The organism is Tetragenococcus koreensis (assembly GCF_003795145.1).
Classification (GTDB): domain Bacteria; phylum Bacillota; class Bacilli; order Lactobacillales; family Enterococcaceae; genus Tetragenococcus; species Tetragenococcus koreensis.
The window spans coordinates 298,601-325,195 of record NZ_CP027786.1; the positions used below are offsets into that span (position 1 = coordinate 298,601).

Below are 26,595 nucleotides of genomic sequence, written 5' to 3' on the forward strand. Positions count from 1 at the left end.
TATAATAATAAATAATTTTCTGTTATATATGCTTTATGATAATATATTGCTAAATGAAATAGCAAGGAGAAGCTAGAATGAATTTTATCAAGAAAAATTATCAAGGGATTGTTTTATCCTTTTTTATTGCACTTATTGCAACATTTTTAGGACAGCGTTTTTCAATTATTGGAGGGCCTGTCTTTGGTATTTTAGTTGGTTTGATTATTGCGTTATTTCCCAGAAGTAGTGTGTTTGAACCTGGAATTAAGTTTACCTCCAAGAAAATTTTACAGTACGCTATTGTTTTACTGGGATTTGGAATGAACCTTTTTCAAATCTTTGCGGTGGGGAGCCAGTCGTTATTGATTATTATTTCAACAATCAGCACAGCCTTGATTGTTACGTATTTTGTAAGCAAATGGTTAAAGATTCCTGCAGATGTTTCAATTTTAGTGGGTGTGGGTTCTTCTATTTGTGGAGGCTCTGCGATTGCGGCTACTGCACCGGTGATTGAGGCGAAAGATGAAGATATCGCAAAATCAATTTCGGTAATTTTTTTATTTAACGTGATTGCAGCATTTTTATTTCCTATTTTTGGTGAGTTTCTAGGATTGAATGATGTTGGGTTTGGCACGTGGGCCGGCACTGCAATTAATGATACTTCATCAGTAGTTGCCGCAGGACAAACATGGGCCGCATCACATAGTAGTGATGTCGCTTTGAATTATGCAACGATTGTTAAACTAACTAGAACACTTGCGATCATTCCAATTACATTGATATTAGCTTTTTATCGTTCTAAAAAAAGCAACGCGGTTTCTGTTAAGCTATCTCAAACCTTTCCTTGGTTTATTTTGTTTTTCTTACTTGCCGCCATTTTTAGTACGGTGTTTCAATTAGATACCAGTGTGACCACGACATTAACGGATTTGAGTAAATTCTTTATTACGATGGCCATGTCAGCGATTGGTTTAAATACCAATATTGTCCAATTAGTAAAATCAGGTGGCAAACCGATTTTACTAGGCTTCATTTGTTGGATAAGTATTATGCTGGTTAGTTTGGTCATGCAGCAAGTGTTGGGTATTTGGTAATAAGGCAACGATTTTTCTAATATAGTTTTGTGAAAGTATCTTAATGAGCAAAAAATCGTCTATGGTAATAATCAATAGGTAGTAGAAATGATTATTTAAATATGATTTAGAAAGATCTAGAAAAGAAAGTTAGCTTTTGCTATCTTTCTTTTTTTACGTAAATAGACAGCTTTCTTTGCTATGACAAAGTTTTATGAATTGTATTATCGAAATGTGCAATATAACTTAATGACAGAAGGGCATTTTACGCATATAATACAATTTTGAAAGCGCTTTTTTAAAACTTGAACCGTAAATTTTGAAGAGAATCAATTTTGTTTGTCGGATAAGTTTGGCGTTGCAGCGTTTTTTGCATGATTAATAATTAAAAAAGCCAAGTAAGGTAGCAAAAAAATTGCCATCTGCTTGGCTTTTTATTTATGATTAGGACATAAGCGAATAAAAATAGCAGTTTTTCCCCGTCTTGTTGTAATTAGAGTAAGAGCATTGTCCCTGACAACTTCATTTGTTAGAATAAGCCACAATAGGCTGCAATAAATATCAAGTAGTCAATGAATCATTGGTTGATATAAATTCCTGATTTTGGCATGAGTATTAGATCAGGAAATTGGATTATGCATAGTCTTTAATTAGTAAAGATATTTTACAAGAAAGGAGAAAAATAGATGACGGAAAATAAACAAAAAAAAGGTTTTTCAGTGCCCTCGGCATATACCATTTTATTTTTATTGATTGTTACGATGGCTATTTTGTCCTGGATTGTTCCCGCTGGAGCTTACAACGTTGACCAAGCAGGCGAGATCATCAGTGATAGTTACCATACAGTTGCTAATAATCCCCAAGGAATTTGGGACATTTTCATGGCCCCAATCATAGGGATGGTCGGTAATGAAACAACAGAAGGAGCCATTTCGATTTCTCTTTTTATTTTAGTCATTGGAGGTTTTTTAGGAGTTGTCAATAAGACAAACGCACTAAACGACGGAATCGAAGTTTTAGTTCATAAATATTCCAAACAGAAGAAAATGTTGATTCCTATTTTGACAATACTTTTTGCATTAGGAGGTTCGACTTTTGGTATGGCAGAGGAAACAATGGCATTTTATCCGCTATTGATTCCAATCATGAAGGCTTTAGGATTAGACGCGATCGTTGCCGTTGCAATTCCTCTGGTCGGTGTTCAGATGGGAAATATCGCTGCTACAGTTAACCCTTTTGCCACAGGTGTTGCATCGCAAACCTTAAACATTTCGATGGGAGAGGGCTTGATTTCTCGCTTGATTTTGTTAGCAATCAATTTATCGGTTGCGATTTGGTATATTTATCATTATGCTAGTAAAATTGAAAAAGACCCGCAAAAATCTTTGGTCTATTCTACAAAAGAGGCGAGTGAACCTTCAGAAACTGAACAAGCGCCTGGAGGGAAAATTCCACAGCTTTCTTCAGGACAAAAAAGAGTATTATGGATTTTTGCTTTGACTTTTGTACTGATGGTCGTTGGTTTGGTGCCTTGGCAAACGATCAATACTGAGTGGACCTTTTTTGATTCGTTTGCCGAATGGCTGAAAAACGTGCCTTTATTAGGAAGTATAATTGGACAAGACATTGTGGCATTTGGCAATTGGTATTTTAATGAAATCACGATGCTCTTTCTTGCAATGGCAATTGCTATTAAATTTGCCTATCGTATCCCTGAACAAAAATTTGTTGGTTATTTCATGGAAGGTGTGAAAGATTTTGTCAGTGTCGCAATCGTTGTAGCTTTAGCGCGTGGTATTCAGGTTGTGATGGATGCAGGTATGATTACTGATACTGTCTTACATTGGGGAGAATTGGTTCTTCAAGGTACCAACAAAGTGGTCTTTACGGTTGCAACTTATATTTTTTATTTACCAATGACATTCCTTATTCCTTCAACATCAGGATTAGCTGCAGCGACAATGGGGATTATTGGTCCTATGGGAGAATTTGCAGGTGTAGCATCAGATATCGTTGTTAGTATCTATCAAGCAGCCGCTGGGTTGGTTAATATGTTGACGCCAACGTCTGCGGTAGTTATAGGTGCTTTGCAAATTGCGAATGTTAATATTTCGACGTGGTGGAAATGGGCTTGGAAATTAGCTTTATTGTTACTGCTCATTTCTTGTAGCTATTTCGTAATTTTAACGCTGATTTAAGAAATGACATTTTTTATGAAAGACAAGGTGAATGAATATGAACAAAGAAAAACAAATTGAATTACTGCAACATTTGATTCAAATCCCGACTGTGGACGATCATGAAAAGCAAGTCGTAGATTACATCGTGAAATTATTTGCACCCTATAAAGACCAAGACGCAGTACGGATTACGCGTGTTCCTTATAAAGGAGATCGGGAGAGTGTAGTTGTTTCGATCGGACCCGAAAATAGTGATTTTAAACTAGGCTTTTCCGGGCATATGGATGTCGTCAATTTGGGCGATCCAGATGCATGGAAGGATGATCCTTTTTCTGGCAAGCTATATGACAACAACACGAAAATGTATGGACGTGGAACGACTGACATGAAGAGTGGTTTGGCCGGTATGGTCGGCACGATGTTAACGTTATTAGAAGAAAAGGTTCCTTTAAAAGGAGAATTACGTTTATTAGCGACAGTAGGTGAAGAGACTGGAATGTGGGGTTCAGAGGAATTGACCAAGCAAGGGTATGTCGATGATCTGGATGTTCTGGTAATTGGTGAAGATACCACAGATCTGAACGTGGTATATGCCAGTAATGGCGATATTGACTACACGATTACCTCCTATGGGAAAGTTGCGATCAGTTCTAGTCCGGGCATTAATGCCTTGGACCACATGCTAGACTTTATTCATATGGCGAATCAAAAGTTGCGGACTCAACCAAAAATCCATGAAACGTTGGGACCATTGGTTCATAATGTAACGATGATCTCAGGTGGAGATCAAGTGAATAGTATACCGGGGAAAATCACAGCTCGTGGAAATGTTCGGATCAACCCGCTGTACACAGTTGAAGAGGTTCAAGAAATGGTGGAAAGCATCGTTTCAGAGTTGAATTCCTGGCCAGATTACAAATTTGAATTACAATATGATTATTTAGGCGGGGCAGTAGATGGTGACCTACAAGGCGAATATGTCACAACAGCTAAACAAATGTTGGGCGATATTTTAGGCCATCCGGTTAAGATTGTTGGCGAACCTGGAGCCACAGATGCTTCTAACTTTGTTAAAAGTCCTTCAGCGCCAACGATGCTTGTAGTTGGCCCAGGGAATGATTCTGTCCATCAAATCGATGAATATGTGGATATAGATGAATACTTAGCTGCGGCAGAATTTTATAAACGGTTTGCTAAGAAGTATTTGTCTTAAATTAGAAAATAATGATTTATTTTCCAGTTAGGTATCATAAAAAGGCCAAGTAACGTTGTAAAGTATTTTACTTCGCTACTTGGCTTTTTCGCTATTGTTTGAAAAATAATGAAAACAAGGACAAACGGTTGAAAAAGTTAAATGAAAATCCGTATTATAAAATCAAAATTTTGTAGGCTAATCATTGGTAGAGTGGAAGTTTTTAGGCAGAAAAATAGGATATTCTAAAAAATTTCCTTGAACAAAAAAGAGTCGCTTAACTATAAGAAATATCCATTTTCCTTAAATGCATTATCTTTTGGCTGATAGTTTAATGCTACATGAGCTTCTTTTAGGGAAAGTCGCGGGAAAGTATTGTTTGAGATGCCATTGACAACTAAAAAAGGTTCTTGAAGTTCAGATTCTAAACAGCAGTCCACTAAATGATTCATATCCTGTGCTGAGAAGTAACTCGCCATTTCATTTTTATCCGCGTTTTCATCCAGTTCATTCCTATTTGTTTTGTAATCCGCGATTCGAATACCAATGGATTCTATACCATTTATGTATGCGTGATAAGAAGCTAAACCCTCTAAATAAACTTTGGAAACACCATACAAATCATTGGGGCGTACTTGGTCCGCTACCTTGATTTGTATGTTATCAGGATAAGCATCCACTGCATGTATGGAACTTGCGAAAATAATTCGTTTTAAGTGCTTAGCTTGCGTTGCTTCTTCATATAAGTTGTGGGGAAGTTTGTAGTTCAATTCCAATAAATCATTATAAAATTCGGCATCAGGACTTGCTTGGCCCGCCAACTGGATGACATATTCAATATTGTCTAATAATCCTTCCCAATTTTTGGGTTTAGTTAAATCTGTTTCAACAATTTTCGTTTTTTCTTTTAAAAACTCCGGGAAGTTTGAAAAATCAACATCCACTAAAGTCAAGTCGTGTTGGTTTTTTAAATGTTTCGTCAACTGTGTGCCAATTTTTCCTGTGGCGCCGGTGATAAGTATATTTGACATAAGGACACCTCTTGTCTTCATTCATTTATTTTTGATAAAAGTATTGTGAGAAAGTCCTGCTTAAGTTCGTTGGAAAATTATAAATTGTTAATATTTATTATATATCATAGTTAGTGAACGACAAAGGATTTTAATGAAAATAGTTATGAATAAGCTAAGCAAGTTAGAATGGTTGGTGTCTAACTGCTTTTTTGTGCGGGATGGACAAATAATTATGGGATCAAAGTTTCAAAGAAGTGCTAAAAAAATAGAGCATTGAATTATTCTAGTATTAACTTACTCTTTACTTGGAAAAATTTGGAAAAATATGAAATAAAAAGAAAAATAATGATTGAAAAAGAAAAAATATGATGCTATGATAAGTTCAACAAATAAAACAAGGAGGAATTAATAAATGAAATTGGCAACCAGAATCAATTCTTTTTTACCTAAGTTTAATAATGACTTAGGAGAAATTTTTAAAGAATTTAATCATATTGGTTTAAGTCATGTAGATTTAAATTATCCAGAACATGTTGAAGACATATCAGCGCAAAATATGAAAGAGCTTCTAGACAAAAATGATTTAAAAGCAAACGGTGTTGCGCTACGGTTTCGCAATGAATTTATCAATGGAGAACTAGGTAACGCTGATAAGGAAATTTCAGAAAAAGCAGTCCAGCTTACTAAAGATGCCGCAGATTACTGCAGAGAAATTGAAGGGGAAGTCGTTACTATTTGGCTAGGCTTCGATGGCTTTGATTATTCATTTCAAATTAATTATGAAAAAGTTTGGCAACAAATTAAAAATTGCATGATCGAAATTGCTGACTATGCGCCTGATCTTAAAATTAGTATTGAGTATAAACCATTCCAACCTCGCGCTTATGCTTTTATTGATAGTTTAGGAATTGCGATGTCAATGATGAATGAAATCGATCGTGAAAATGTGGGCATCACTTTAGACTATTGTCATATGTTAATGAAGCATGAAAACCCCGCGTATGGTGCAAGTATTTTAGGAAGTCGTCAAAAATTATTTGGTGTTCATTTAAATGACGGCTATGGGTTGAACGACGATGGTCTGATGATTGGTACAAGTAGTTTGGTAAAAACTTTTGAATTCTTATATTACACAAAACTGCATAATTATGATCAAGCGATTTATTTTGATACTTTTCCAGTGATCGAAGACCCGGTCGAAGAATGTGAGGCCAATTTAAAAATGATCACTCGGATAAATGAAAAAATTGATCAAATCGGCTTAAATAAAATAACATCAATAATAGAAAAAAATAGTGGTGTAAAAGCAAGTGAACTTGTATTGGAAATCTTATCTTAAGATTTCTGATACAAGTATTAAAAAATAGGAGGATTGAAAAATGGATTATAAAAAAATGGCGCAGGAAATTTTAGATGAAGTTGGTGGACCAGAGAATGTTTCTAACATGACGCACTGTGCGACAAGATTAAGACTTACTTTAAAAGATACTTCAAATGTTGATAGTAAAGCGCTTGAAGCAATTGATGGAGTGCAAAATGCTGTTAATAAAGCTGGGCAATATCAAATTTTAATCGGTACAGAAGTGCCTAAACTCTATGAAGAGTTTGAACCTCTAGTAAAAGGGGAATCTACTGATGCGATGACACAAGACAATGGAAGTTCTGGTAGCATTATTGGAAACATCTTTTCAGCCATTTCAGCCATTTTTGCACCATTGTTACCAGCTTTAGCCGGTTCGGGAATCTTACGCGGGTTATTGATTCTAGCTGTTCAAATAGGAATTATTAGTGAAGATAGTGGTACTTATTCGATTTTATTTGTTGCCTCCATGAGTGTCTTTTATTTCTTACCGGTTTTGTTAGCGTTTACCTCGGCTAGAAGATTTGGTGCGAGCCCTTATATTTCAGCTTTGATCGGCGCTTCGTTAATTCATCCTGATTTTATTGCTTTAATGGGTGACGCGGGTAACGGAGCAACTACCGATTTTTTCAATATTCCAGTTGTTTTGATGGAATATAATTCCACGGTCGTTCCAATTATTTTATCTATTTGGGCGTTTTCTTATCTGTATAAGTTTTTAGATAATCATGTCACTGAAAACTTAAAATTAGTCGTGATTCCACTTGTTTCGCTTGCCATTATGGTTCCTCTAACTGTAATTATTATCGGACCAATTGGTGTTTATAGTGGGGAAGCTGTAGCAAATGTTGTGAATTGGCTGATTGAACGTAGTAGCATTTTGACAGGGATTGTTGTTGGCGGCGGTTGGAGTGTACTTGTTAGTCTTGGGATTCACTGGGCGGTAAACCCTATTATGATCAATAATGTTTCGACTTATGGATTTGACTATATTGTCCCGTTTACCTTCGCTTGTAATTTCGCTGTCATCGGAACGACAATTGGTGTTTACTTTAAAGCAAAAAATAAAAAACTTAGAGGTTTTGCAGTAACAGGTTTAGTAACCGTAGCTCTTTCTGCGATTATTGAAGCAACTTTATTTGGCTTATTAGTAAAAAATAAAAAATTATTTTTAAGCCAAATTATTGGAGGAGCAGTTGGGGGGGCTTACCTTGGTTTGACAAAAGTAGTAACCAACGCTTTTGTTTTTGGTAGCGTTACAACATTCCCAGCTTTTGTTGAAAATAATAGTGCGAACTTCATAAATGCGATGATTGGCTTATTAATCTCACTGGTTGTTTCAGCGATTTTAGCCTATGTATTTACTAGAAAAGACGAACAACTTGCGCAATAATAAAGGTAAGTAATAATGTGTAGAGTTGATTAAAAAGTATAAAGCTCAATGAAAGGAGTTTTTGCAAATGAAAATAGCAATTGGGTCAGATCATGTCGGCTTTGAATTAAAGCCAACTATTATTGATTATTTAGAGGAATTAGGGCATAAAGTAACCGACTTTGGTGCAAAATCCAGCGCACGAGTTGATTATCCAGATTATAGTAAAAAAGTTGCAGAAGCCGTGCTTTCAGAAGATTTTGATCGTGGAATTCTAATATGCGGAACTGGAGTGGGTATCTCGATTGCCGCCAATAAAATCCATGGCATTCGTGCGGTTGTTTGTAGTGAACCATATTCTGCCAAATTGTCAAAAGAGCATAACAATACCAACATTTTAGCTTTAGGTTCTAGAGTTGTTGGAAAAGAATTGGCGAAAATGATTGTGGACGAATGGTTAGAAGCCGAATTTGAAGGCGGACGACACGCTAATCGTGTAGAAAAAATTGCAAAATTAGAAGAATAAAATAAGCAAAATAGCAAGTGGAATGAATAGGAAATGTACATTCTGCTTGCTATTTTTATGTTTTTGCTTCAAAGCTGTTGAAAAATGATAAAATAGGAATATGCGATATCCAGGCAAGGAGGCAAAAAAATGATTCCTTATGAACGGCAGGAAAAAATTTTAGAAGAACTTAACAAAGAAGAGCTATTAAAAATTGAAGAGTTACAACAAGTGATTCCCAATGCATCAATGTCTACACTTAGACGAGATTTAAAAGAGCTAGAAAAACGAGGGAAAATTGTCATGCTGACAGGTGGTGCGGTAAAAGTGTCTTCTCCAACTGTTGAGTTATCGATCGCTACTAAGCAATCTTTACATTCAAAAGAAAAAGAAATGATTGCTGAAATTGCTGAAAAACTGATTAATAACGGAGACGTTATCTACCTTGATTCAGGTTCAACTTGTACAGCTTTATTAAATAAAATTATCTATAAAAAAATTACGATAATTACGACCAATGCTGGTGTGTTAAGTGCTCCAACTGATATTGAAGCAGATATTATCGTTTTAGGCGGACGCTATAACCCTAATATTTCTTCGTTAAATGGACCTTTAACAGATAATAACATTCAGGATTTTTATTTCGATAAATCATTTTTGGGGGCTAACGGGATTGATTCAACTAGAGGAGTTAGCACTCCGAATTTGGTGGAAGCTAATAAAAAACGCTATGTAATTAATAATTCTAAAAAGTCTTTTCTGTTATGTGATAGTTCAAAGTTTCATGCTAGCTCTACAGTAAGAGCTTTTGATCTAAATGAAGTGACATTAATAGCCAACCAGTATGATGAAGACTTAGCCAAGCAAACGGAATTAATGTATCCTAGCCATTCGAAATAAGTTTGTGGCAGTGTTCTCTGAGTTGTAATAAAAACATAATACAAGAGACAATAGGTTGTTTCTTGTATTTTTATACGCTTTGTAACATACAATTTATTTAGAAAACAAGATTTTATTACAACAGATTTATTGAAAAGAAAAATTTGTTTTACGTCATGTAGCCCATTAATAATTTGTTCTTATTGTGCGTTTAAATCCACTGATTGGTAACCTAGGGAATCACTTCATATTGTTTATCTTTACCCTAACAGTTTGGCATATACTCTAACTAGATAGAAATTTCCCTTGATCAAATATTAATGCTACTATTGTATTAGTTATAGTAAAGCTTGCTGCACACTCATTTTTTTGAAGATAATTTATACATATTAGTACAGTAAATTGAGTGTGGAACTAGAACTTTATTTGATATAAATTTTATAAATCGAGGGGATATTATTGGATCAAGTACAAGAGATCTATCAAGATATTTTTACCGATGTTCAAGCAGATATCAGTGATTCTCAAGTTTTAGTAGAAAAAATTATTTTTTCGATCGCCGCGATATTTGTTTGGTATTGGTTAACACGAAATTTAAATAGATGGTACGACCGCAAAATCGAAAGTGCAAAAGTCGTCAATGTTGTTGTTAATACTTCAAATTATATTTTTGGTTTTCTTTTTATGATGCTTTTTTTAGTTACTCAAGTTTCGCACATGTAAAATGATATTAAACAACGGTCTTATCAACTCTTAGGTCGAAAAAAGTCCTGATATTGACTGCCTACCTTTTTATACAAAAAGAACTCCTTTTGTTTTATAATTGATTTAACCACAAACCAAAAACAAAGGAGTTCTTGCCTTTATGGTACACTTAAAAGCTATTAAAAATCAATTACCGAATGAAATAAAAGCCCTTTTTTCTGAATTAAAAGTCACGCAATTTTTAAAACAAGCCCATATGGAAAAGCAAAAAGGGTATTCGGTGGCTATTCTATTCACTTTTCTCTTTAGCCTCGTCTTTAAAGGAAAATCCTTAAACCAAGTTCTCAGTGGGCGGGAAAGCGACCAATACATGAAAAAAGATACCGTGTATCGATGGATGAACAATCCCCATAACAACTGGCGTCTGTTTTTACTTCGGTTTAGTGCGTCTGTCATCGAAAAGCTCCATTCTTTAACGGATACGAAAACCCATATTCGGACGTTGATCTTGGATGATTCGACGTTTTATCGTAATCGAAGCCAAGAGGTACCAGGCTTAGCTCGTCTTTGGGATCATGCGCTCAAACAAGGATACAAAGGGTACCGTATGCTTACTTTAGGGTTCTCCGATGGCTATTCTTTCATTCCGATTGATTTCGGGTTACTATCCGGTAAGAAAAAAGTGAACCAAACAATAGCAGAAAAAGATCAACGAACCGTAGGAGCCAAACGATTCAACGAATCAAGTCGTAAAATGCCCGAAGTGGCACTTGAGATGGTTCAACGCGCCTTGAACCAAGGGATTTACGCCACCCATGTGTTGATGGATAAATGGTTTACTTCCCTAAAATGATAGACCAATTACACGATATGGGGATTCACACCATTGGGATGGTGAAAAATGGAAAAACCAAATACCTTTTTCATCAACGTTTATACAAGCTGGAAGAACTTTATGCCAAATCTACGAAAGAATATACACAAGAAGCGATTATTTCCTCGATTGTGGTGAAACCAAGCTCCGGCAAAAATCCCGTGAAAATCGTTTTTGTCAAAAATCACAATAAGAAAAGTGCTTGGTTGGCGATTATGACCGATGATCTGGATTTATCTTCCCAAGAAATGGTCAAAACATACTCGGCGAGATGGGACATCGAGACATTTTTTAAGGCATCGAAATCATTGCTTCATCTGACTAAAGAAACACAAACGCGACATTATCAAGCCTTAATTTGTCACACCACCATTGTGTTCACACGGTATATTTTATTAAGCTGGCAGCAGCGCTGTGCCAATGATGAGCGGACCTTAGGTGGCTTATTTTATGAACTGGGCGATCAAATAAAAGAACTCGATTGGTCCGCTGCTCTTATCGAATTAGTACATATTATTCAAGCGGTAAGCGAAGAATCAGGAAGCCAATTACAAGATTTTATTACAAGTCAACTCCAACACTGGGTGGATACTCTGCCCCGTTATATCAAGGCTTATCTCCCAGATTTGGTGTGCGAAACTTGAGTTAGTTATTTGGATGTCTTTAGCAGACTCAGTTGTATTATTTTTGCTATTAATAGGTGCGATCGGTTTACTTTCAATAAAAGGGCTTTTTTCTAATTTTGTTGTATGGACAATGTTAATGCGCAAAAAGTATTTTAAAACCTATGATCGTATTGAAATTGACGGAAATAAGGGGATTGTTACCAAAGTCTCGTTTCTATATTTTCAAATGATGGAATTGTCCAATTGGTTTGATGCTGAAGCTCCTACAGGGCGAGTGATACGGATTCCTAATGAGCTTTTGCTGAAAAAACCAGTGTTTAACTACAATGGCTTATTAAAGATTAATTGGAAAGAAGTTGAATATACAATTCGGCCAGACAGTGATTGGGAGAAAGCTACGCAAATCCTGACTGAAATTTCAGAAGCCTATGTACATGAGCTAATAAATGGTCGTTTTGTGAATAAAAAAGAAGAACTAGAACATAAAATAGATTTATTTGACGGCAAAGTAGATCCTGTGAACATTGTTGATGTTACGCCTATCGGGATTACTTTAAAAGTTCGTTTTCCGGTATATTACACTGAAGGAACTGCTACTAAAACCATGTTAAATAAACAAGTACTGAGACGTTTTACCGATGAACCAGATATCGAATTAGTTGGGACTAAGCTGCATATTAAAGATGAGAAAGAATAGGCTAAGATTTTTCGAAAGAATTATTATAAATACTAGTGTAAGTTTTATAAGGGATAAAAGATAATGTGAGGAGGCGATTGAATTTGAAGAAAATTTTACTACGAGCTGATGATTTAGGATATTCAGAAGCGATAAATTATGGTATTGAAAAAGCAGTGAAGGAAGGATTGATTCGCAGTGTCGGTGTGATGGTTAATATGCCTGCAAGCAAACATGGGGTTGATTTGTTGGTGGACGAACCGATCGCATTTGGACAACATACAAATTTTTGTGTGGGGCGGCCAATTTCAGATCCGAAACTTATTCCTTCGCTTGTCGATGAAGAAGGGATGTTTAAAACATCAACAGTCTATCGTAAAGCAGAAGAGGACTTTGTTAATTATGATGAAGCATTGATTGAAATCGAAGCTCAATATAACCAATTTTTGATGCTTTTCAATAAAAAACCCGATTATTTTGAAGGACACGCTGTTGCAAGTGCAAATTTCTTTCGAGCGTTAGAAGATTTTGCGCACAAGAATGAGTTAAAATATTCTGGTTTACCAGAAGGTAAGGATCCCAATCGCCTAGATGAGGATTCACATATTTTGATTAACGAATACAAAGTTTATATGACAATGGAAAGTATGAATGAGGACTATGACCCTTATGATACGTTTTATAAAATGGTAAAAGAACAACGAGAAGATGGGGTCGAAATGATGATCTTTCATCCAGGTTATTTAGACGATTACATTATCAACCATTCCTCCTTGTTACTGCCACGAACGAAAGAAGTGACTTTTTTAACAAATCCTGAGATCAGTAATTTTCTAATCGATAAAGAAATTGATTGTTTGGATTACCGCGATTTATAAGCAGTAGATTAAATTAGAAAAAGCTGAGTTACGTTGACTAAAATGTAATTCAGCTTTTTTATAACTTATCTTCTTCAATTTCTTTTTGTAATGTTTTAATGACCTCATATTCTTCTTTTAGTAATTCAACCGATCCTCCGGGCGCTCCTAATAAAGAAAAGGGTACATTTAATAATTGATCAGCTAGTAAATTAACCCGTGATAAGTGAAACCAAGAAGTTATAATTTTTACTGAGCTTATATGATTTTTAATACATATTTCATTACAAAAACGAAGATTTTCAATTGTATCCCAAGAATCCCTTTCTTTAATAATTTGGCCTTCGTAGCCATTTTCCACTAACCAATTAGCCATGTATTCCGCTTCGTTTATTCCTTCTCGTCCTTTTCCGCTGACAATAATACAATTAATTTGGTTTTTTTCAGCATCCTTTTGAGCTAATTGTAGTCTTCTTTGTAAGAGATGTTCGAGAGACTTTACTGGATAACCTAATACAATAATTGCTTGTTCTTTCATCATTAACATCACCAGTTATAGTTTATCATTTTTTACGAAGTTTTGTGTTTCAAAAAAAGATACTTTTACTAATTTATTTAGTCTTACTTTTTGGATTAGGTTTGTGCTATTTCTCTTTATTTATCGTTTCACATTAGAGTTTTATACTGAAACCTCTACAACAAACACAATATTTGTAGTTTAATAGCACTTTATTATAAGCTTAAAGTGTAGAGAAAATAGCAAACTTTAGTATATTGGAGGTATACAAATGGCAGAACAAAAAACAATAAAAACGATTGCGTTTCTAGGTACTGGAATTATGGGTGCGCCTATGGCTAGAAATTTGCAGAAAAATGGCTTTGAAGTACATGCGTGGAACCGGACTCGTGCTAAAGCAGAAGAACTTCAGCCAGATGGCGTAACTATATATGATACACCTCAAGAAGCAGTTAAAGATGTTGACGCTGTTATCACGGTATTAAAAGATGCAGCAACTGTGTTAGAAACGATAAAATCAGCTCAAGAAAGTCTTACAAAGGGAACTATTTGGATTCAAATGACCACAGTTGGTAAAAAAATAGATGAAATCATTCAATTTGCCAACGAACATGAGTTAATCTTTTTTGATGCTCCTGTGCAAGGAACCAAAGCACCGGCAGAAAGCGGAGAGCTTACCATTATGCCGTCAGGTTCTAGTGACTACAAAGAGGTACTTGCGCCTATTTTTGACGTTATTGGGAAAAAGACGATCTGGGTTTCTGAAGAAGCTGGAAAAAGTAGTCGTTTGAAGCTCGCCTTAAATAGTTGGGTATTTGCTTTAACGCATGGTGTAGCTGAAAGTTTAACCATTGCAAAAGAATTAGGAGTAGATCCATCTTTAGTTATGGACGTGATCACTGGTGGACCTATGGATACGCCTTATTTCCAACAAAAAGGCAAAGCGATTTTGAATGACGATTATACAGCTAGCTTTGCAGTAAAAAATGCAGTGAAAGATGCGCAATTGATTGTAGATGCTGTTGAAGACGAGGATTTACAAATTGATATTACACCTGCAGGGTTACGTAGGTTTCAACGTGCGCTAGACGAAGGACATGGTGATAAGGATATTGCTGCCTCTGGTTTAGCGGGAAAAAAAGAAAATGAATAAGGTTTAATAAAAACAGCTAGGAACGTTGTACGATTTCCAAAAGGCTAATTTTTGGACGAAATTACACGCGACCTAGCTGTTTTTTCATATTCTTATTTGTTAAGTCTTACCTTTAATTGTTTTTTATACCAGACAAACAAAAGCACATAGACCACAATACCTAAACCAGCAATTGCTAATTTAGTAATGTCAAATTGATGAACACCTTCACCTAGAACAATTGCAATCATTTTTTCTAGTGGGTTGGAATCAACTGAAGTGAATGTTTGTCCTTGTTCTAAACCAGCAGGGAAGTTGTCCATCGCAATTGAAGCTGAAGTGATAAATTTAGCGACCATCGTTGCTGACCAAAGATAAATCGGAATTAAAATTGTACCGATTAAAGTCATACGAATAACTTTTCCTTGTGTAACGATCAATAAAGCAGGAGTTAAGATGGTCATTAAAATGCCACCTAAAGGCATTACTTTATTTCCAGGTAAGATCATAGCGATAATCAAAAGGATAGGAGCTAAAAGATTCACAACGGCCCAAACTTCTGCTCTTGAAGCAACAATTGGCCAGTCAATAGCAATCAATAATCTTCTTCCTCTTAAACGCTTGCTCATCGCATTTTGTACGCCATCTGATAAAGGTTCGATTGCTGGCCCAAACCAACTACCTACGATACTGAATAATTCTAAAGCAACTCCACCTGTGAATGCTAATTCAAAAATAGCTGCAGTAGATTGTTGGCCTAAAAGACCAATAAACACACCTAAATAAGCACCAATGGCAAATTTACTTCCCCAAAAACCAATTTTTCTATTTAATGTTTCAGCATCAAAATCAAATCTATCGATAAACGGTAGACAAATATCAATAAAACGATTGATAAGCATCGCTAAAGGCGCAATTAGAAAAGATGGATGAGCAGTCGTTGTGATATTGTTTTCATCATAATCAAGCACTTTATCTAGTGTTGGTTTCATTGCATCGGCATTTAACAACATCATAGAGTAAATGAATAAAACGAAAACTGAAGTAACAACGATATTATGAGCGTAGTAGTTGAGTAACAACCCTAAAATAGATACATTCCAGATATTGAATAAATCCACATTCAGTGTTTCTGTTGCTTTCATGAATAGCAAGATAATATTGAGAACAAAACAAATAAAGGCAAAATAAAGGGTGTAGATAGACCCCCAAGTAATTAACGCTAATGGCGCCCATCCTAAATCTGTTATAGATAGTTCAATTCCAGTTGACGCAACAAAATTATTTAACGCGGGACCAAAGGCTTCTGTTAACAAAGAAATAACGGCACTCATTCCTGTTAACGCAATTGCCATTCTTAGACCGCCTTCAATCGATTTTGATAAAGGTGCTCTAAATATAACACCTAGTAAAGTTAAAACAACGAACATTATGGCTGGTCCGCCCAGCCCTATAAAGAAATTAAATCCATTTTCTAAAGCATTAATCATCTTTCAATATCCCCCTAGTTAAAAATACGTAATCGATTACGGAGGAATTAGTCAAAGTGTACCATCTTTTTTTAGAATAATCAACAGCGCTTCCAAACGTGTTTTAGTATTGCTATAATTAAAGATGAGAGGCAAAAATACTAGCAGTAACTGTGTTAACTAATAATGTGAGTTGATGGAATGAAGCGTTTTACTATTAACTATTGACAAAGCTTTGAAAAATAGTAATAATGTAGACGTAATCGATTACGGAGGAACAAAAATGACAACAATTAAGGACATCGCAAAAATGGCAGGAGTGTCTACAGCGACGGTATCAAGAATTATTAATGGGAAAGGCGAGGCCAAGCAAGAAACCATTGATTTAGTAATGAAGATTGTCAAAGACCTTGAATATCACCCAAATAAAATGGCACGTTCCTTGCGGCAAGGGAAGTCAAATCTGATCTCAGTGATGATACCTAATTTAGACAATCCTTTTTTTGGCGAGTTGGTCGGAGCGATTGAACACGAAGCAGCTAAATATGGACTACGTATTTCTATCTGTAATACAGACGATTCAAGGGAGAAAGTCGAGTATTTTTTAACAAACATGATAGATAACTATGCTTTTGGCGCAATTATCTGTACATTAAAAGTGACAGAGGATGATTTAGCTAGTCTAGAAGAACAAGGGATACACACGGTAACCGTTGACCGCTCTCATTTTGAGCATTCTTTTTCTTCTATTAATATTGATCAGTTAAACGGCGCTTTTATTGCGACAAGACACTTGATTGAAAGAGGCGCAAAAAAGAATGTATTGATTTGTGGTCCGGAAATTGAGCGTATGTCTGGTGAGAGGGTTAAAGGTTATCAACTAGCACTTCAATCAGATGAATTATCCTTTTCAAGAGTTGCTTATGGTGATTATACTTTAGGATCTGGCTATCAGATTATGGATACACTTATTAATGAAGGTGTTCAATTTGATGGCATCCATGCATCAAATGATTTAATGGCACTTGGAGCATTAAGACGTTGTTTAGATCATGGTCTGGCTGTTCCTAATGATGTGAGAATTGTTGGAAACGACGATTTAACCATCGATAAATACTACAATCCTCGTTTGACAAGCTTATCTCAAATGAATGATCGGGTAAGTCATTCAGTCATTAATGAACTAATCAATTTGAACGAAAAAGAACACACTCCCCAAAAAGTTGTGATGTCTCCTGAATTAATTGTTAGAGAAACGACATAAATTTAATGGAGGAACCAAGATGGATTTAGATGTAATTGTAATGGGAGCGATCAATATGGATATGTATGTACATGTTGATGACTTTCCTAAATATGGCGAAAATATACAAGCAAAAGAATTAGATCAAAAAGTAGGAGGAAAGGGTTCAAATCAAGCTGTTACAGTAGCAAAACAAGGCGTAAATCAAGCATTGATCGGAACAGTCGGCAATGATGATTTTGGTAAACAGATTTTGGACTCATTAAGTCAACAGGGCGTAAAAGCGGATTACATTGTGAATAAAGATGATACTCAAACGGGAATAGCCGTTGCGGTCGTTGATCATACGGGCGAAAATACGTTTATGGTGATATTGGGCGCGAACATGGCTCTAAAGGCTGAAGAAGTTGAGCAAGCGATGGAACCATTAGAAGGTAAAATTTTTCTTTTGAATCTTGAAACTAGTCAAGAGTCTGTTTTAGCTGCTTTAAAAATGGCTAAAAAGAAAAAGATGTATGTTGTTTTAGACCCAGCACCTGAAGGCTCTTACTTTGAAGAAGCATTGCAATATGCAGATTTAGTAACACCAAATCAACAAGAAACTGAACGAATTGCTGGCATGTCAGTCAATACAGTAGATGATGCTAAAAAAGCAGCCAAATGGATTGCCGATCAAGGTGTTTCAGATGTTATTGTAAAATTGGGTAGTGAAGGCAGTGTCCTTTACGAATCACAAAAGGACCATTTTACAATCATTGAAGCAACCCGAGTAAAAGCGATCAATACTGTTGGAGCAGGCGATATCTTTGCCGGAGTGTTAGCGTCTAAATTAGCAAAAGAACCAGATGACTTGGTTGCGGCTGCAAAACTTGCTTCAAAAGCGTCTGCATTAAAAGTTTCTCGGCCAGGCGGTCAAGACGGTATTCCTACCAAAGAAGAATTAGATCAATTATAATTAAAAATAAGAGGAGCGATAAAATGAGTGAAAAATTTTTTTGTCCATCAATGATGTGTGCTGATTTTACAAAATTGCCAAAGGAAGTAAAAGATCTAGAAGAAGCTGGTATTGATATTTTCCATATGGATATTATGGACGGTGTCTTTGTACCCAATTTTGCACTTGGTACAGAAGACTTCAAAGCGATTCGAGCAAATACCGATAAATTAATGGATGTTCATTTGATGATTTCTAATCCAAGTCAGTATGTGGATTTATTTTCGGATTTGGGTGCTGATATTATTTATATTCATCCTGAAACAGATACACATTCGATCAGTACGTTAAATAAAATAAAAGCAAACGGGAAAAAATGTGGAATTGCGATTAATCCAGAAACGTCAATTGAAACAGTCAAAGAATTATTTAATGTCATTGATTATTTGCTAGTAATGACAGTAAGTCCTGGGTTTGCCGGACAAAGCTATTTAGAGTTTGTTAACGATAAAATTAAAGAAGCCGCTAAATATGCAAATGAAAATTCCTTTAAAATTGTTGTAGATGGTGCGATTTCTCCTGAAAAAATTGAGAAATTAAGCAAAATCGGTGTTGAAGGTTTTGTTCTGGGAACGTCCACGATCTTTAATAAAGAAGAGTCTTATAAAGAAATTGTAGATTCAATTAAAAAATTGTAGTTTGAAAGAAAGCGGAAATGAGACGTGAGACCACTTCTAGATAGTATAAAAGAAGTTAGCAGATGAAGATATGAAAAGCACGTCATAAAAATATAGAATAGTTTCAAAAAACTGCGGAGTGTTTATTTTTTTCGCAGTTTTTATTTATAAATATAAGAAATTAGAAGCGAAGCGATTGTAAAAGTGTAAGAAAATTATACGCAGCGTATAATTATAGTTAGACGATATGTATAATTCATGCTATAATAAATAAAAGAGAGGTGAGCGGTCATGGAAATTATGAAAGAGCATGGTAAAATCAAAAAATGGGGGAACACAAAAGGAATCGTTTTACCTAAAGCTGTCTTGTCTAATGCTAATTTAAAAAATAAAGAAAACGTTAATATAACAGTCGAAACTCAACCTAATGGGAGAAAGCGAATTGTTATTGAAGATGTGACGGAAGATAAAAAGGATTTGTTAGAAAGTTTAGTTGGTACTGTTAGTTTACCTAAGGATTTTGATATAAAAACGGAAAGAGCGGAAAGAAAACAGAAACGGTTGGTAAAACATGAACTGCATTATTGACATCAACGTAATATTAGATGTATTAGCAAAAAGAGAAGAATTTTATAAACAGTCGAAAGAAGTTTATATGTTATCTGTTTATGGTGTGATCAAAGGGTTCATAACGGCGAACATGGTCACAGACATTTACTATATTTTAGAAAAATATGGTTCTGAAAACGCAAAAAATGAAATCAGAAAGTTATTACAACTAAATGAAGTACTTTCTGTAACGGAATTAGACTGTATTAATGCATTGGAATTAAGTGGGGACGACTTTGAAGATAATTTGATTATAGCTACTGCAATTCGTAACGACGTAGAAAGCATCATTACTAGAAATGGTGAAGACTACCGTAATAGTGGTTTAATTGTCTATACGCCAGAAGAGTTAATTCGTAAGTTCAAATGATATGTCTTTTAAAATGTTTACCGACGTTGGTCCGTATTTATTTTAAGGCATATCATTTTATTTTGCTATAAAAGATTTTACACCAGTCACAAGTTGAGAACGATTATTATGAAGCGACTCAAAGTTTAGAAGAAAGTGAGCTAGATTGCTAAACATAGTCATGCTCAACAAGTTATTTGTTCTTATCGACAGCCTTACATAGATCACATTATGGTTAATTACTTGAAGACGAACAGTATTACCTATAGCTGTTGTATTGGTTAATATTTCGTAAAACTTTGAATTTATCAAACGATGCCCTCGGTTTTACATGGGGGAACTTGAGTTACTTTACCCAATAATATATGAGAATAAACGATTTTGGGAAAATGTGCTAAAATGAATAAAAAGGCGAGGAGTGTTGGCAATGGAAGACTATGAAAAATATGAGGCAAAAGCTGAAGAAATAAGAAAACAGAATGAACAGTTACTCGTTGAATTTCAGCAATACTTGATTGACAAACAGCTTAGTACAAAAACAATCAATAAACATGTGCCCAATGTTGACTTTTATATCAATCAGTTTCTTCTTCATGATGGGTTGCTGGAAGCGAAAAAAGGAGCACTGGCTATCGGTGAATTTCTGGGCTACTGGTTTATTAGAAAAGCAATGTGGTCAAGTGTTGCTCAAATTAATGAAAACGCCACAAGTTTAAAAAAGTTTTATACCTTCCTGTATGAAAGAGGAGATATCGATAAAGAAACTTTGGATGAACTAAAGGACACCATTAAAGAGGAAAAACCGGAATGGCTTGAAACTATGCAACGCTACGATGATCCGTTCGATATGCCATTTGAGCTATAAATGTGTTAAACAATGATTGATAAGGAGTGAGATTCATGGTAGAGAAATATGATACTGTTGTGATTGGTGCTGGCCCTGCTGGAACGGCAGCTGCTTCATCTTTAAAAGCTCAGGGAGAAAAGGTAGCGATTGTAGAAGAAGATTTGTGGGGCGGTACTTGTCCTAACCGCGGTTGTGATCCTAAAAAAATCTTATACGCTGCAGTAGAAGCAAAAGCTCAAGCTGATCTTTTAGCAGGCCAAGGGTTAAATACGCAAAGTTCTATCGAATGGTCAGATCTAATGGCGAATAAACGAGACTATACAAAACAAATAAGCCCGGGTACTCATAAAAGTATGACGAGCAGTGGAATTGAAACATTTACTGGTCATGCGCAATTTGTCTACCCACACACATTAGAAATTGGCCAACAAACGATTGAAGCTCAGAACGTGATCATCGCGACTGGCTTGCGGCCACGAATTCCAGAAATTAAAGGGAAGGAATTTTTGCAAACAAGTACGGACTTTTTAGAGTTAGATGAAATGCCAGCAAATATTACGATTCAAGGAGGCGGTTATGTTGCTTTTGAACTGGCCGGGATTGCATCTTCTGCTGGAGCTAAAGTGACATTAATCCATCATAATGATCGTCCATTGAAAGCTTTTCCAGAAAAACTTGTGCAAACTCTTTGCGATCAATTATCCGAAAATGGTGTAGAGATTATTTTGAACCAAGAAATCACGGAAGTTCAAAAAAATTCATCAGGTTATCGAGTGATGGGTAATGATGGCTTTGACAGAGAGACAGATCGAGTCTTTGCTGCAGTCGGCCGAATTGCCAACGTGGACCAATTAAGGTTAGATCAAATAAATGTTGAATATTCTAATAAAGGCGTGAAAGTAAACGAGCATTTACAATCAGACGCTTCACATATTTATGCGATCGGCGATTCAGCAGCTTCTCCGGTGCCTAAGTTAACACCTGTTGCAGGCTTTGAAGCGAACTATGTGGTCGAACAAATTTTAGGCGATCACACAGAGATTAAATATCCATTAGTACCAACTATCATCTTTTCTTTGCCTAAATTGTCGCAAGTTGGTGTATCTGTGCAGCAGGCACAAGAAGATACAGATAGATATCAAGTGAGAACGACCAATATGGAAGAATGGATCACCTATAAAAGACAACATGAAGAAAAAGTTTTGGTCCAACTAGTCATTGATCAAAAGCAAGACAAAGTGGTGGGAGCTGCTTGTTTGAGTATGGAAGCCGATGAGATGATTAATTATTTGAGATTGCTGATTAAGCATGGATATTCAGCCGCAGAAGTTGGGCAAACACTCTTTAACTACCCAACGACCGCAAGTGATATTCAGTATTTGTATTAAACTTTAGGGTTAAGAAAAAAACTGTACCAATAACTGCTGTAAGATACAAAGATATGCTTTTTTGAATGATTGCGAACATTACGAGTTTGTATTCATTTTGAAAAGTATATTTTTTGTTTTCAGGCAACGTTTTATATGAGATTCGAGTTAATTCGTACTTCGCCTGAATTTATCACTTGATTCGAATTAATTCGAATTATGTGGTAAAATGAAATGGAGATTCGAATTAATTCGAAAGAAGGTAAGGTTATGATACAAAGAACGAATTATTTAAAAAAATTAAAACGAGTAAAAGATAAACAAATTATTAAAGTATTAACTGGCGTGCGTCGTTGTGGAAAATCAACAATCTTACAAATGTTTCGGCAACAATTGCTCGACGAAGGAGTTGAGCAATCTCAGATCATTTTTATTAATTTTGAAGACTTAGCAAATGAGAAATATCTTGACTATCATGAGTTGTATCAATATTTGGATAACAGCATTGAAGAAAACCAGAGATATTATATTTTTTTGGATGAAATCCAAGCAGTGACTCATTTTGAAAAAGTATTAGATAGCTTATTTATCCGTTCTAACGTGGATATTTATGTTACTGGTTCTAATGCATTTATGTTATCTGGAGAGTTAGCCACACTACTTTCTGGTCGTTATATTGAAGTACGTGTTCATCCCTTATCTTTTAAAGAGTACCATAGTGCTTTTAAAAGAGACGCAACTACAGATTTCCAAGCCTATCTTAATTTTGGAGGTTTTCCTTTTGCTGTCCAATTAGAAGATGAAAAAACATTTAAAGATTATGTAGACGGTATTGTCAATACTGTATTAGTTAAAGACGTATTACAACGGAAACAACGCAGTGATAGCGCTTTAGTTGAACATATAGCTCGTTTTTTAACAGATACCGCTGGCAACTTAATTACTGTTAAAAAGATTGCGAATACGTTAACTTCAATGGGAGAAAAGACAACTAGCGATACAGTTTTGTCTTACTTATCGGCATTTCTCGATGCATATTTGTTTTATAGGTGTGATCGCTATGATATTTCCGGGAAAAAGTATCTATCCGTTAATTCCAAATATTATCCTGTAGATATGTCACTACGCTATGCACTTTTAGGAACAAAACGAGTAAATATCGGTAGTCGCTTAGAAACTGTTGTATTTTTAGAATTATTACGTCGTGATTATGAAATTTATGTAGGAACGATTGAAAATACTGAAGTTGATTTTGTGGCAATTAAGCAAGGCGTTAAGGAATATTATCAAGTTTCTTATACTTTAATTGACGATGAGACGTATAACCGAGAAGTCTCTGCATTGAAGAAAATCAAAGATGATTACCGAAAAATTTTATTAACGGCTGACCCAGGCTATGCAAATGATGAAGGCGTTGAGCAAATAAATGTTATTAACTGGCTTTTGGGAGAAAATGAATAAGAAACTTAATTTGATTGTTGATAAACTTTCTTAAATTAGTTAACAAAAAGATTAGGCACAGAATTTGGAGCGGGGTATTTATACTAATTTTTCTATAATTTAATAGAACAGGAAGATTGTTAAAATTATTACAGAATTGCTCGAAACTTTTTGTTAAAAAGCAAGTATATTTCCGGTCGTTTATTCAAAATCAATTGTATTTTAAGCTGTTTTATTTTACAATTGAAAGCGTTAAAATTATAACAGTTAAAAATACTGTTTAAATATAAGGAGGGTAACCAGTGAAAAAGAACTTTATTGTTTTATTACTTCTTTTTGGAGGAGTATTAACTGCTTGTACTAACAACGAAGGCAATAGTGCAGAAGAGGATAACAGCTGGCAAGATGTGGAAGAAGAAGGACAGTTAACAGTAGCCACCTCAGGTACTTTATATCCTTCTTCCTTTTATGACGATGATAATCAGTTAGTAGGGTATGATGTAGATGTTGCCAAAGAGGTAGCCAAACGGTTAGATGTTGATATTGAATTTGAAGAATACAATGTTGATGGACAAATTTCATCACTTCAAAACGAAAATACGGATTTTGCAGCGAATGATTTTAGTTTGAACAGTGATAGAGAAGAAAATTTTCTTTTATCTTCACCGATAAAATATTCATTTGCAAGTTTAATTGTGCGAGAAGAAGATGATTCAGGAATTCATTCCTTAGAAGATTTAGAAGGAAAAAAAGCTGCGGGTGAGCCGAATACAAGCTATATGAGAGCGGCTGAACAATATGGCGCTGAGTTAGTGACTTACGATAATGCGACGAATGAACAGTATTTGACCGATGTTGCGAATGGACGAACTGATACGGTAGTTAATGATTATTATCTACAAAAAATGACGACAGAAGCTTTGGCTGATATTCCGGTAAAAATTTTAGACGATGTGTATTTTAACCTAGACCATAATGGCTTTTTGTTTGAGAAGGATCATGAAGCTTTGCATGAAAAAGTCAACGAAGTGCTGGCTGACATGAAAGATGATGGCACGCTCAAAGAAATTTCAGAAGAATATTTTGACGCGGATGTATCGGAAAAGCCAGACGTAGAAAATATTGAACAGGTAGATGTTGAATAATGTATATTCCAGGACTTGATTTTACATTGATGTGGGAATCGCTCCCTTTTATTTTGCAAGGTTTATCCTATACTTTGGGAATTGCTATTGCATCGTTATTACTGGGGAATTTTTTAGGACTTTTGCTAACATCACTTGGCTTAGTCCCTAATAAAATTTTACGAGGACTCGTACGCTTGTGGCTTTCTTTTTTTAGAGGAGTGCCAGCCTTGGTGTTATTGTTTATCCTCTATTTTGGTTTACCTTACCAACTTCATCCGCTAACTGCTTCGATTGCTTGTTTTACTTTGACTGGCAGCGCGTTTATGGGAGAAATTTATCGGGGCTCTATTTTAGGTGTTGACTCGGGTCAATGGGATGCTGCCTACGCTTTAGGATTTAATTTCATGAAAACAATGCGACTGATTATTATGCCGCAAGCCTTTCGTATTTCAGTTCCAGCGTTAAGTAATGTGGCAATGGACTTATTGAAAGGTACTTCCCTTGCTGCGATGATTACCATACCTGATATTTTTCAGAACGCTAAAATTGTAGGAGGACGTTCCTTTGACTTTATGTCAATGTATGTCTTAGTGGCTGTTATTTATTGGATCTTATGTCTAGCAATTCAAGCAGTTCAACAACGCTTAGAAGAATACTTTGCCAAGCGTTATGGCACGTCTTTTAAGGTAAAAAAATAGACGAAATTATTTGATTTGCCAATAAACATAAGTCAATTTTTTGATGCTTCTATACAAGGGGCTAAAGCATCAGTAGAGGATGAAAGCTTCCAAGAATGCCATTGAGTTCTAGTAAATACAAAGTCAATTTTTGATGTTATTGGGAAAAGACGAACTGGGTATCTGAAGCCTCCCGAAAAAAATAGCCATTTGGAATGAACAGTAAATGGTTCGATATTTGTTTTAACACATAGTGTAATAGAAAACTTAACTATTGCAAAAGAACTAAGAATCCAACCTTGGAGTTAGTTATGGATACAATTTTTTCAACAAAATAAAAATGGGTAAGATTTAATAAAAATAGCTAGGAATGTTGTAGTGTGTTCCTAAAAGTTAGCTTTTTTCTAATTTTGGGGGGCGGTACATCTACCTAGCTATTTTTTAAATCGTTATTAGTTTTAATTGCTACTCATTTTTGTATCACTTATTTATCGTAAAATTTTTCCCCTGATTTCGCCTGTTATTTGTTTTGAAGATAGAAGATAAACTAATTAAGAAGTTTTTATATAATAACAATCTTTTTGAAAGAGATAATTTTCCTATTTTCTATCTATAAACTTATTATTTTTTGATTTCATGTAAATTTAATTTCATATAAACGCACATTTATGTTGAAATTTAATTTAATAAGGGCTATACTCTAATTAGTTAAATGAATTTGTTTAGGCAAATATTTTAGTGCACATCGTTAATTTTATGAAAATAGCCTTATATTACTAAGTTAATAGTTTTACTTTAGCATAGTGGTAAAGAGTCAAGATAAAAATTGAAATCATTTCTGTTTTTAAACTTGAAAATGGGCTCGCTGAACTAGGCCTGCGCAAATCAAGCGTTTTCACAGGTCGTTTCCTAA

24 protein-coding genes and 1 pseudogene are annotated in these 26,595 nt (G+C 35.2%); 22 read left to right on the forward strand and 3 right to left on the reverse strand.

Annotated features, from left to right (window positions below):
- Positions 1-77: 77 nt before the first annotated feature.
- The 3 genes from C7K43_RS01530 (at position 78) to C7K43_RS01540 (ending at position 4,448) form a co-directional block, all read left to right on the forward strand.
- Positions 78-1,076: a YeiH family protein gene (locus C7K43_RS01530; protein ID WP_124005232.1), complete on the forward strand. Its 999-nt coding sequence runs from the start codon at positions 78-80 to the stop codon at positions 1,074-1,076.
- Positions 1,077-1,741: 665 nt separating this feature from the next.
- Positions 1,742-3,253, forward strand: a complete 1,512-nt coding sequence (locus tag C7K43_RS01535) for a YfcC family protein (protein WP_124005233.1) — start codon at positions 1,742-1,744, stop codon at positions 3,251-3,253.
- 37 nt (positions 3,254-3,290) lie between these two features.
- Positions 3,291-4,448, forward strand: coding sequence for an ArgE/DapE family deacylase (locus C7K43_RS01540; RefSeq protein WP_124005234.1), 1,158 nt, complete (start codon positions 3,291-3,293; stop codon positions 4,446-4,448).
- Between the two features lie 260 nt (positions 4,449-4,708).
- Here C7K43_RS01540 and C7K43_RS01545 read toward each other — a convergent pair whose 3' ends face one another.
- The gene (locus C7K43_RS01545) at positions 4,709-5,458 is read right to left on the reverse strand and encodes an NAD-dependent epimerase/dehydratase family protein (RefSeq protein WP_124005235.1); all 750 of its coding nucleotides are present in this window, start codon (positions 5,456-5,458) and stop codon (positions 4,709-4,711) included.
- Between the two features lie 394 nt (positions 5,459-5,852).
- On the opposite strand from C7K43_RS01545, the gene C7K43_RS01550 reads away from it, so the two are divergent.
- The 8 genes and pseudogenes from C7K43_RS01550 (at position 5,853) to C7K43_RS01585 (ending at position 13,315) form a co-directional block, all read left to right on the forward strand.
- Positions 5,853-6,779: a sugar phosphate isomerase/epimerase family protein gene (locus C7K43_RS01550; RefSeq protein ID WP_124005236.1), complete on the forward strand. Its 927-nt coding sequence runs from the start codon at positions 5,853-5,855 to the stop codon at positions 6,777-6,779.
- A 40-nt stretch (positions 6,780-6,819) separates the two neighbouring features.
- Positions 6,820-8,193: a PTS transporter subunit EIIC gene (locus C7K43_RS01555; protein ID WP_124005237.1), complete on the forward strand. Its 1,374-nt coding sequence runs from the start codon at positions 6,820-6,822 to the stop codon at positions 8,191-8,193.
- Between the two features lie 67 nt (positions 8,194-8,260).
- The gene (gene rpiB, locus C7K43_RS01560) at positions 8,261-8,698 is read left to right on the forward strand and encodes a ribose 5-phosphate isomerase B (RefSeq protein ID WP_124005238.1); all 438 of its coding nucleotides are present in this window, start codon (positions 8,261-8,263) and stop codon (positions 8,696-8,698) included.
- A 129-nt stretch (positions 8,699-8,827) separates the two neighbouring features.
- Positions 8,828-9,577 carry a DeoR/GlpR family DNA-binding transcription regulator gene (locus tag C7K43_RS01565; protein ID WP_124005239.1) on the forward strand — a complete coding sequence of 250 codons (750 nt, stop codon included), beginning with the start codon at positions 8,828-8,830 and terminating at the stop codon, positions 9,575-9,577.
- A 438-nt stretch (positions 9,578-10,015) separates the two neighbouring features.
- Positions 10,016-10,279 (forward strand): hypothetical protein, encoded by a 264-nt coding sequence (locus C7K43_RS01570; RefSeq protein WP_124005240.1) that lies wholly within the window; start codon positions 10,016-10,018, stop codon positions 10,277-10,279.
- 142 nt (positions 10,280-10,421) lie between these two features.
- A pseudogene (locus tag C7K43_RS13660) lies at positions 10,422-11,779 on the forward strand (IS4 family transposase).
- Positions 11,780-11,792: 13 nt separating this feature from the next.
- Positions 11,793-12,458 carry a mechanosensitive ion channel domain-containing protein gene (locus C7K43_RS01580; protein WP_124005241.1) on the forward strand — a complete coding sequence of 222 codons (666 nt, stop codon included), beginning with the start codon at positions 11,793-11,795 and terminating at the stop codon, positions 12,456-12,458.
- An 83-nt stretch (positions 12,459-12,541) separates the two neighbouring features.
- Positions 12,542-13,315 carry a ChbG/HpnK family deacetylase gene (locus C7K43_RS01585; protein ID WP_124005242.1) on the forward strand — a complete coding sequence of 258 codons (774 nt, stop codon included), beginning with the start codon at positions 12,542-12,544 and terminating at the stop codon, positions 13,313-13,315.
- Between the two features lie 58 nt (positions 13,316-13,373).
- Here the strand turns inward: C7K43_RS01585 and C7K43_RS01590 are convergent, their stop codons facing one another.
- Positions 13,374-13,832 (reverse strand): YdcF family protein, encoded by a 459-nt coding sequence (locus tag C7K43_RS01590; protein ID WP_157977718.1) that lies wholly within the window; start codon positions 13,830-13,832, stop codon positions 13,374-13,376.
- Between the two features lie 250 nt (positions 13,833-14,082).
- Between C7K43_RS01590 and C7K43_RS01595 the strand changes: the two genes are divergently transcribed.
- Positions 14,083-14,964, forward strand: a complete 882-nt coding sequence (locus tag C7K43_RS01595; RefSeq protein WP_124005244.1) for an NAD(P)-dependent oxidoreductase — start codon at positions 14,083-14,085, stop codon at positions 14,962-14,964.
- A gap of 92 nt (positions 14,965-15,056) precedes the next feature.
- Here C7K43_RS01595 and C7K43_RS01600 read toward each other — a convergent pair whose 3' ends face one another.
- Positions 15,057-16,433, reverse strand: a complete 1,377-nt coding sequence (locus tag C7K43_RS01600; protein WP_124005245.1) for a PTS transporter subunit IIC — start codon at positions 16,431-16,433, stop codon at positions 15,057-15,059.
- A 262-nt stretch (positions 16,434-16,695) separates the two neighbouring features.
- Between C7K43_RS01600 and C7K43_RS01605 the strand changes: the two genes are divergently transcribed.
- The 10 genes from C7K43_RS01605 (at position 16,696) to C7K43_RS01650 (ending at position 25,703) form a co-directional block, all read left to right on the forward strand.
- A complete protein-coding gene (locus tag C7K43_RS01605; protein WP_124005246.1) occupies positions 16,696-17,676 on the forward strand; it encodes a LacI family DNA-binding transcriptional regulator in 981 nt (326 codons plus the stop codon).
- Between the two features lie 19 nt (positions 17,677-17,695).
- Positions 17,696-18,610: a ribokinase gene (locus tag C7K43_RS01610; RefSeq protein WP_124005247.1), complete on the forward strand. Its 915-nt coding sequence runs from the start codon at positions 17,696-17,698 to the stop codon at positions 18,608-18,610.
- Positions 18,611-18,633: 23 nt separating this feature from the next.
- Positions 18,634-19,287, forward strand: a complete 654-nt coding sequence (gene rpe, locus C7K43_RS01615; protein ID WP_124005248.1) for a ribulose-phosphate 3-epimerase — start codon at positions 18,634-18,636, stop codon at positions 19,285-19,287.
- Positions 19,288-19,557: 270 nt separating this feature from the next.
- Entirely contained in the window at positions 19,558-19,854 is a 297-nt protein-coding gene (locus tag C7K43_RS01620) for an AbrB/MazE/SpoVT family DNA-binding domain-containing protein (RefSeq protein WP_124005249.1), read from the forward strand.
- Positions 19,838-20,245, forward strand: a complete 408-nt coding sequence (locus C7K43_RS01625) for a type II toxin-antitoxin system VapC family toxin (protein WP_124005250.1) — start codon at positions 19,838-19,840, stop codon at positions 20,243-20,245. Before C7K43_RS01620 ends, C7K43_RS01625 begins: the two co-directional genes overlap by 17 nt.
- Positions 20,246-20,651: 406 nt before the next feature.
- Entirely contained in the window at positions 20,652-21,089 is a 438-nt protein-coding gene (locus C7K43_RS01630) for a recombinase (RefSeq protein WP_124005251.1), read from the forward strand.
- Positions 21,090-21,124: 35 nt separating this feature from the next.
- Positions 21,125-22,459 carry a dihydrolipoyl dehydrogenase family protein gene (locus tag C7K43_RS01635; RefSeq protein WP_124005252.1) on the forward strand — a complete coding sequence of 445 codons (1,335 nt, stop codon included), beginning with the start codon at positions 21,125-21,127 and terminating at the stop codon, positions 22,457-22,459.
- A gap of 249 nt (positions 22,460-22,708) precedes the next feature.
- Positions 22,709-23,899 carry an ATP-binding protein gene (locus C7K43_RS01640; RefSeq protein ID WP_124005253.1) on the forward strand — a complete coding sequence of 397 codons (1,191 nt, stop codon included), beginning with the start codon at positions 22,709-22,711 and terminating at the stop codon, positions 23,897-23,899.
- 281 nt (positions 23,900-24,180) lie between these two features.
- Positions 24,181-25,023 (forward strand): transporter substrate-binding domain-containing protein, encoded by an 843-nt coding sequence (locus tag C7K43_RS01645; RefSeq protein WP_124005254.1) that lies wholly within the window; start codon positions 24,181-24,183, stop codon positions 25,021-25,023.
- Positions 25,023-25,703 (forward strand): amino acid ABC transporter permease, encoded by a 681-nt coding sequence (locus C7K43_RS01650; protein WP_124005255.1) that lies wholly within the window; start codon positions 25,023-25,025, stop codon positions 25,701-25,703. The genes C7K43_RS01645 and C7K43_RS01650 overlap by 1 nt, the downstream gene beginning before the upstream one ends.
- Positions 25,704-26,595 lie beyond the last annotated feature (892 nt).

Coding starts and splice junctions, on each gene's coding strand:
- C7K43_RS01530 (WP_124005232.1), top strand. CDS start 78: ATGAATTTTATCAAGAAAAATTATCAAGGGATTGTTTTATCCTTTTTT.
- C7K43_RS01535 (WP_124005233.1), top strand. CDS start 1,742: ATGACGGAAAATAAACAAAAAAAAGGTTTTTCAGTGCCCTCGGCATAT.
- C7K43_RS01540 (WP_124005234.1), top strand. CDS start 3,291: ATGAACAAAGAAAAACAAATTGAATTACTGCAACATTTGATTCAAATC.
- C7K43_RS01545 (WP_124005235.1), bottom strand. CDS start 5,458: ATGTCAAATATACTTATCACCGGCGCCACAGGAAAAATTGGCACACAG.
- C7K43_RS01550 (WP_124005236.1), top strand. CDS start 5,853: ATGAAATTGGCAACCAGAATCAATTCTTTTTTACCTAAGTTTAATAAT.
- C7K43_RS01555 (WP_124005237.1), top strand. CDS start 6,820: ATGGATTATAAAAAAATGGCGCAGGAAATTTTAGATGAAGTTGGTGGA.
- rpiB (WP_124005238.1), top strand. CDS start 8,261: ATGAAAATAGCAATTGGGTCAGATCATGTCGGCTTTGAATTAAAGCCA.
- C7K43_RS01565 (WP_124005239.1), top strand. CDS start 8,828: ATGATTCCTTATGAACGGCAGGAAAAAATTTTAGAAGAACTTAACAAA.
- C7K43_RS01580 (WP_124005241.1), top strand. CDS start 11,793: ATGTCTTTAGCAGACTCAGTTGTATTATTTTTGCTATTAATAGGTGCG.
- C7K43_RS01590 (WP_157977718.1), bottom strand. CDS start 13,832: ATGAAAGAACAAGCAATTATTGTATTAGGTTATCCAGTAAAGTCTCTC.
- C7K43_RS01595 (WP_124005244.1), top strand. CDS start 14,083: ATGGCAGAACAAAAAACAATAAAAACGATTGCGTTTCTAGGTACTGGA.
- C7K43_RS01600 (WP_124005245.1), bottom strand. CDS start 16,433: ATGATTAATGCTTTAGAAAATGGATTTAATTTCTTTATAGGGCTGGGC.
- C7K43_RS01605 (WP_124005246.1), top strand. CDS start 16,696: ATGACAACAATTAAGGACATCGCAAAAATGGCAGGAGTGTCTACAGCG.
- C7K43_RS01610 (WP_124005247.1), top strand. CDS start 17,696: ATGGATTTAGATGTAATTGTAATGGGAGCGATCAATATGGATATGTAT.
- rpe (WP_124005248.1), top strand. CDS start 18,634: ATGAGTGAAAAATTTTTTTGTCCATCAATGATGTGTGCTGATTTTACA.
- C7K43_RS01620 (WP_124005249.1), top strand. CDS start 19,558: ATGGAAATTATGAAAGAGCATGGTAAAATCAAAAAATGGGGGAACACA.
- C7K43_RS01625 (WP_124005250.1), top strand. CDS start 19,838: ATGAACTGCATTATTGACATCAACGTAATATTAGATGTATTAGCAAAA.
- C7K43_RS01630 (WP_124005251.1), top strand. CDS start 20,652: ATGGAAGACTATGAAAAATATGAGGCAAAAGCTGAAGAAATAAGAAAA.
- C7K43_RS01635 (WP_124005252.1), top strand. CDS start 21,125: ATGGTAGAGAAATATGATACTGTTGTGATTGGTGCTGGCCCTGCTGGA.
- C7K43_RS01640 (WP_124005253.1), top strand. CDS start 22,709: ATGATACAAAGAACGAATTATTTAAAAAAATTAAAACGAGTAAAAGAT.
- C7K43_RS01650 (WP_124005255.1), top strand. CDS start 25,023: ATGTATATTCCAGGACTTGATTTTACATTGATGTGGGAATCGCTCCCT.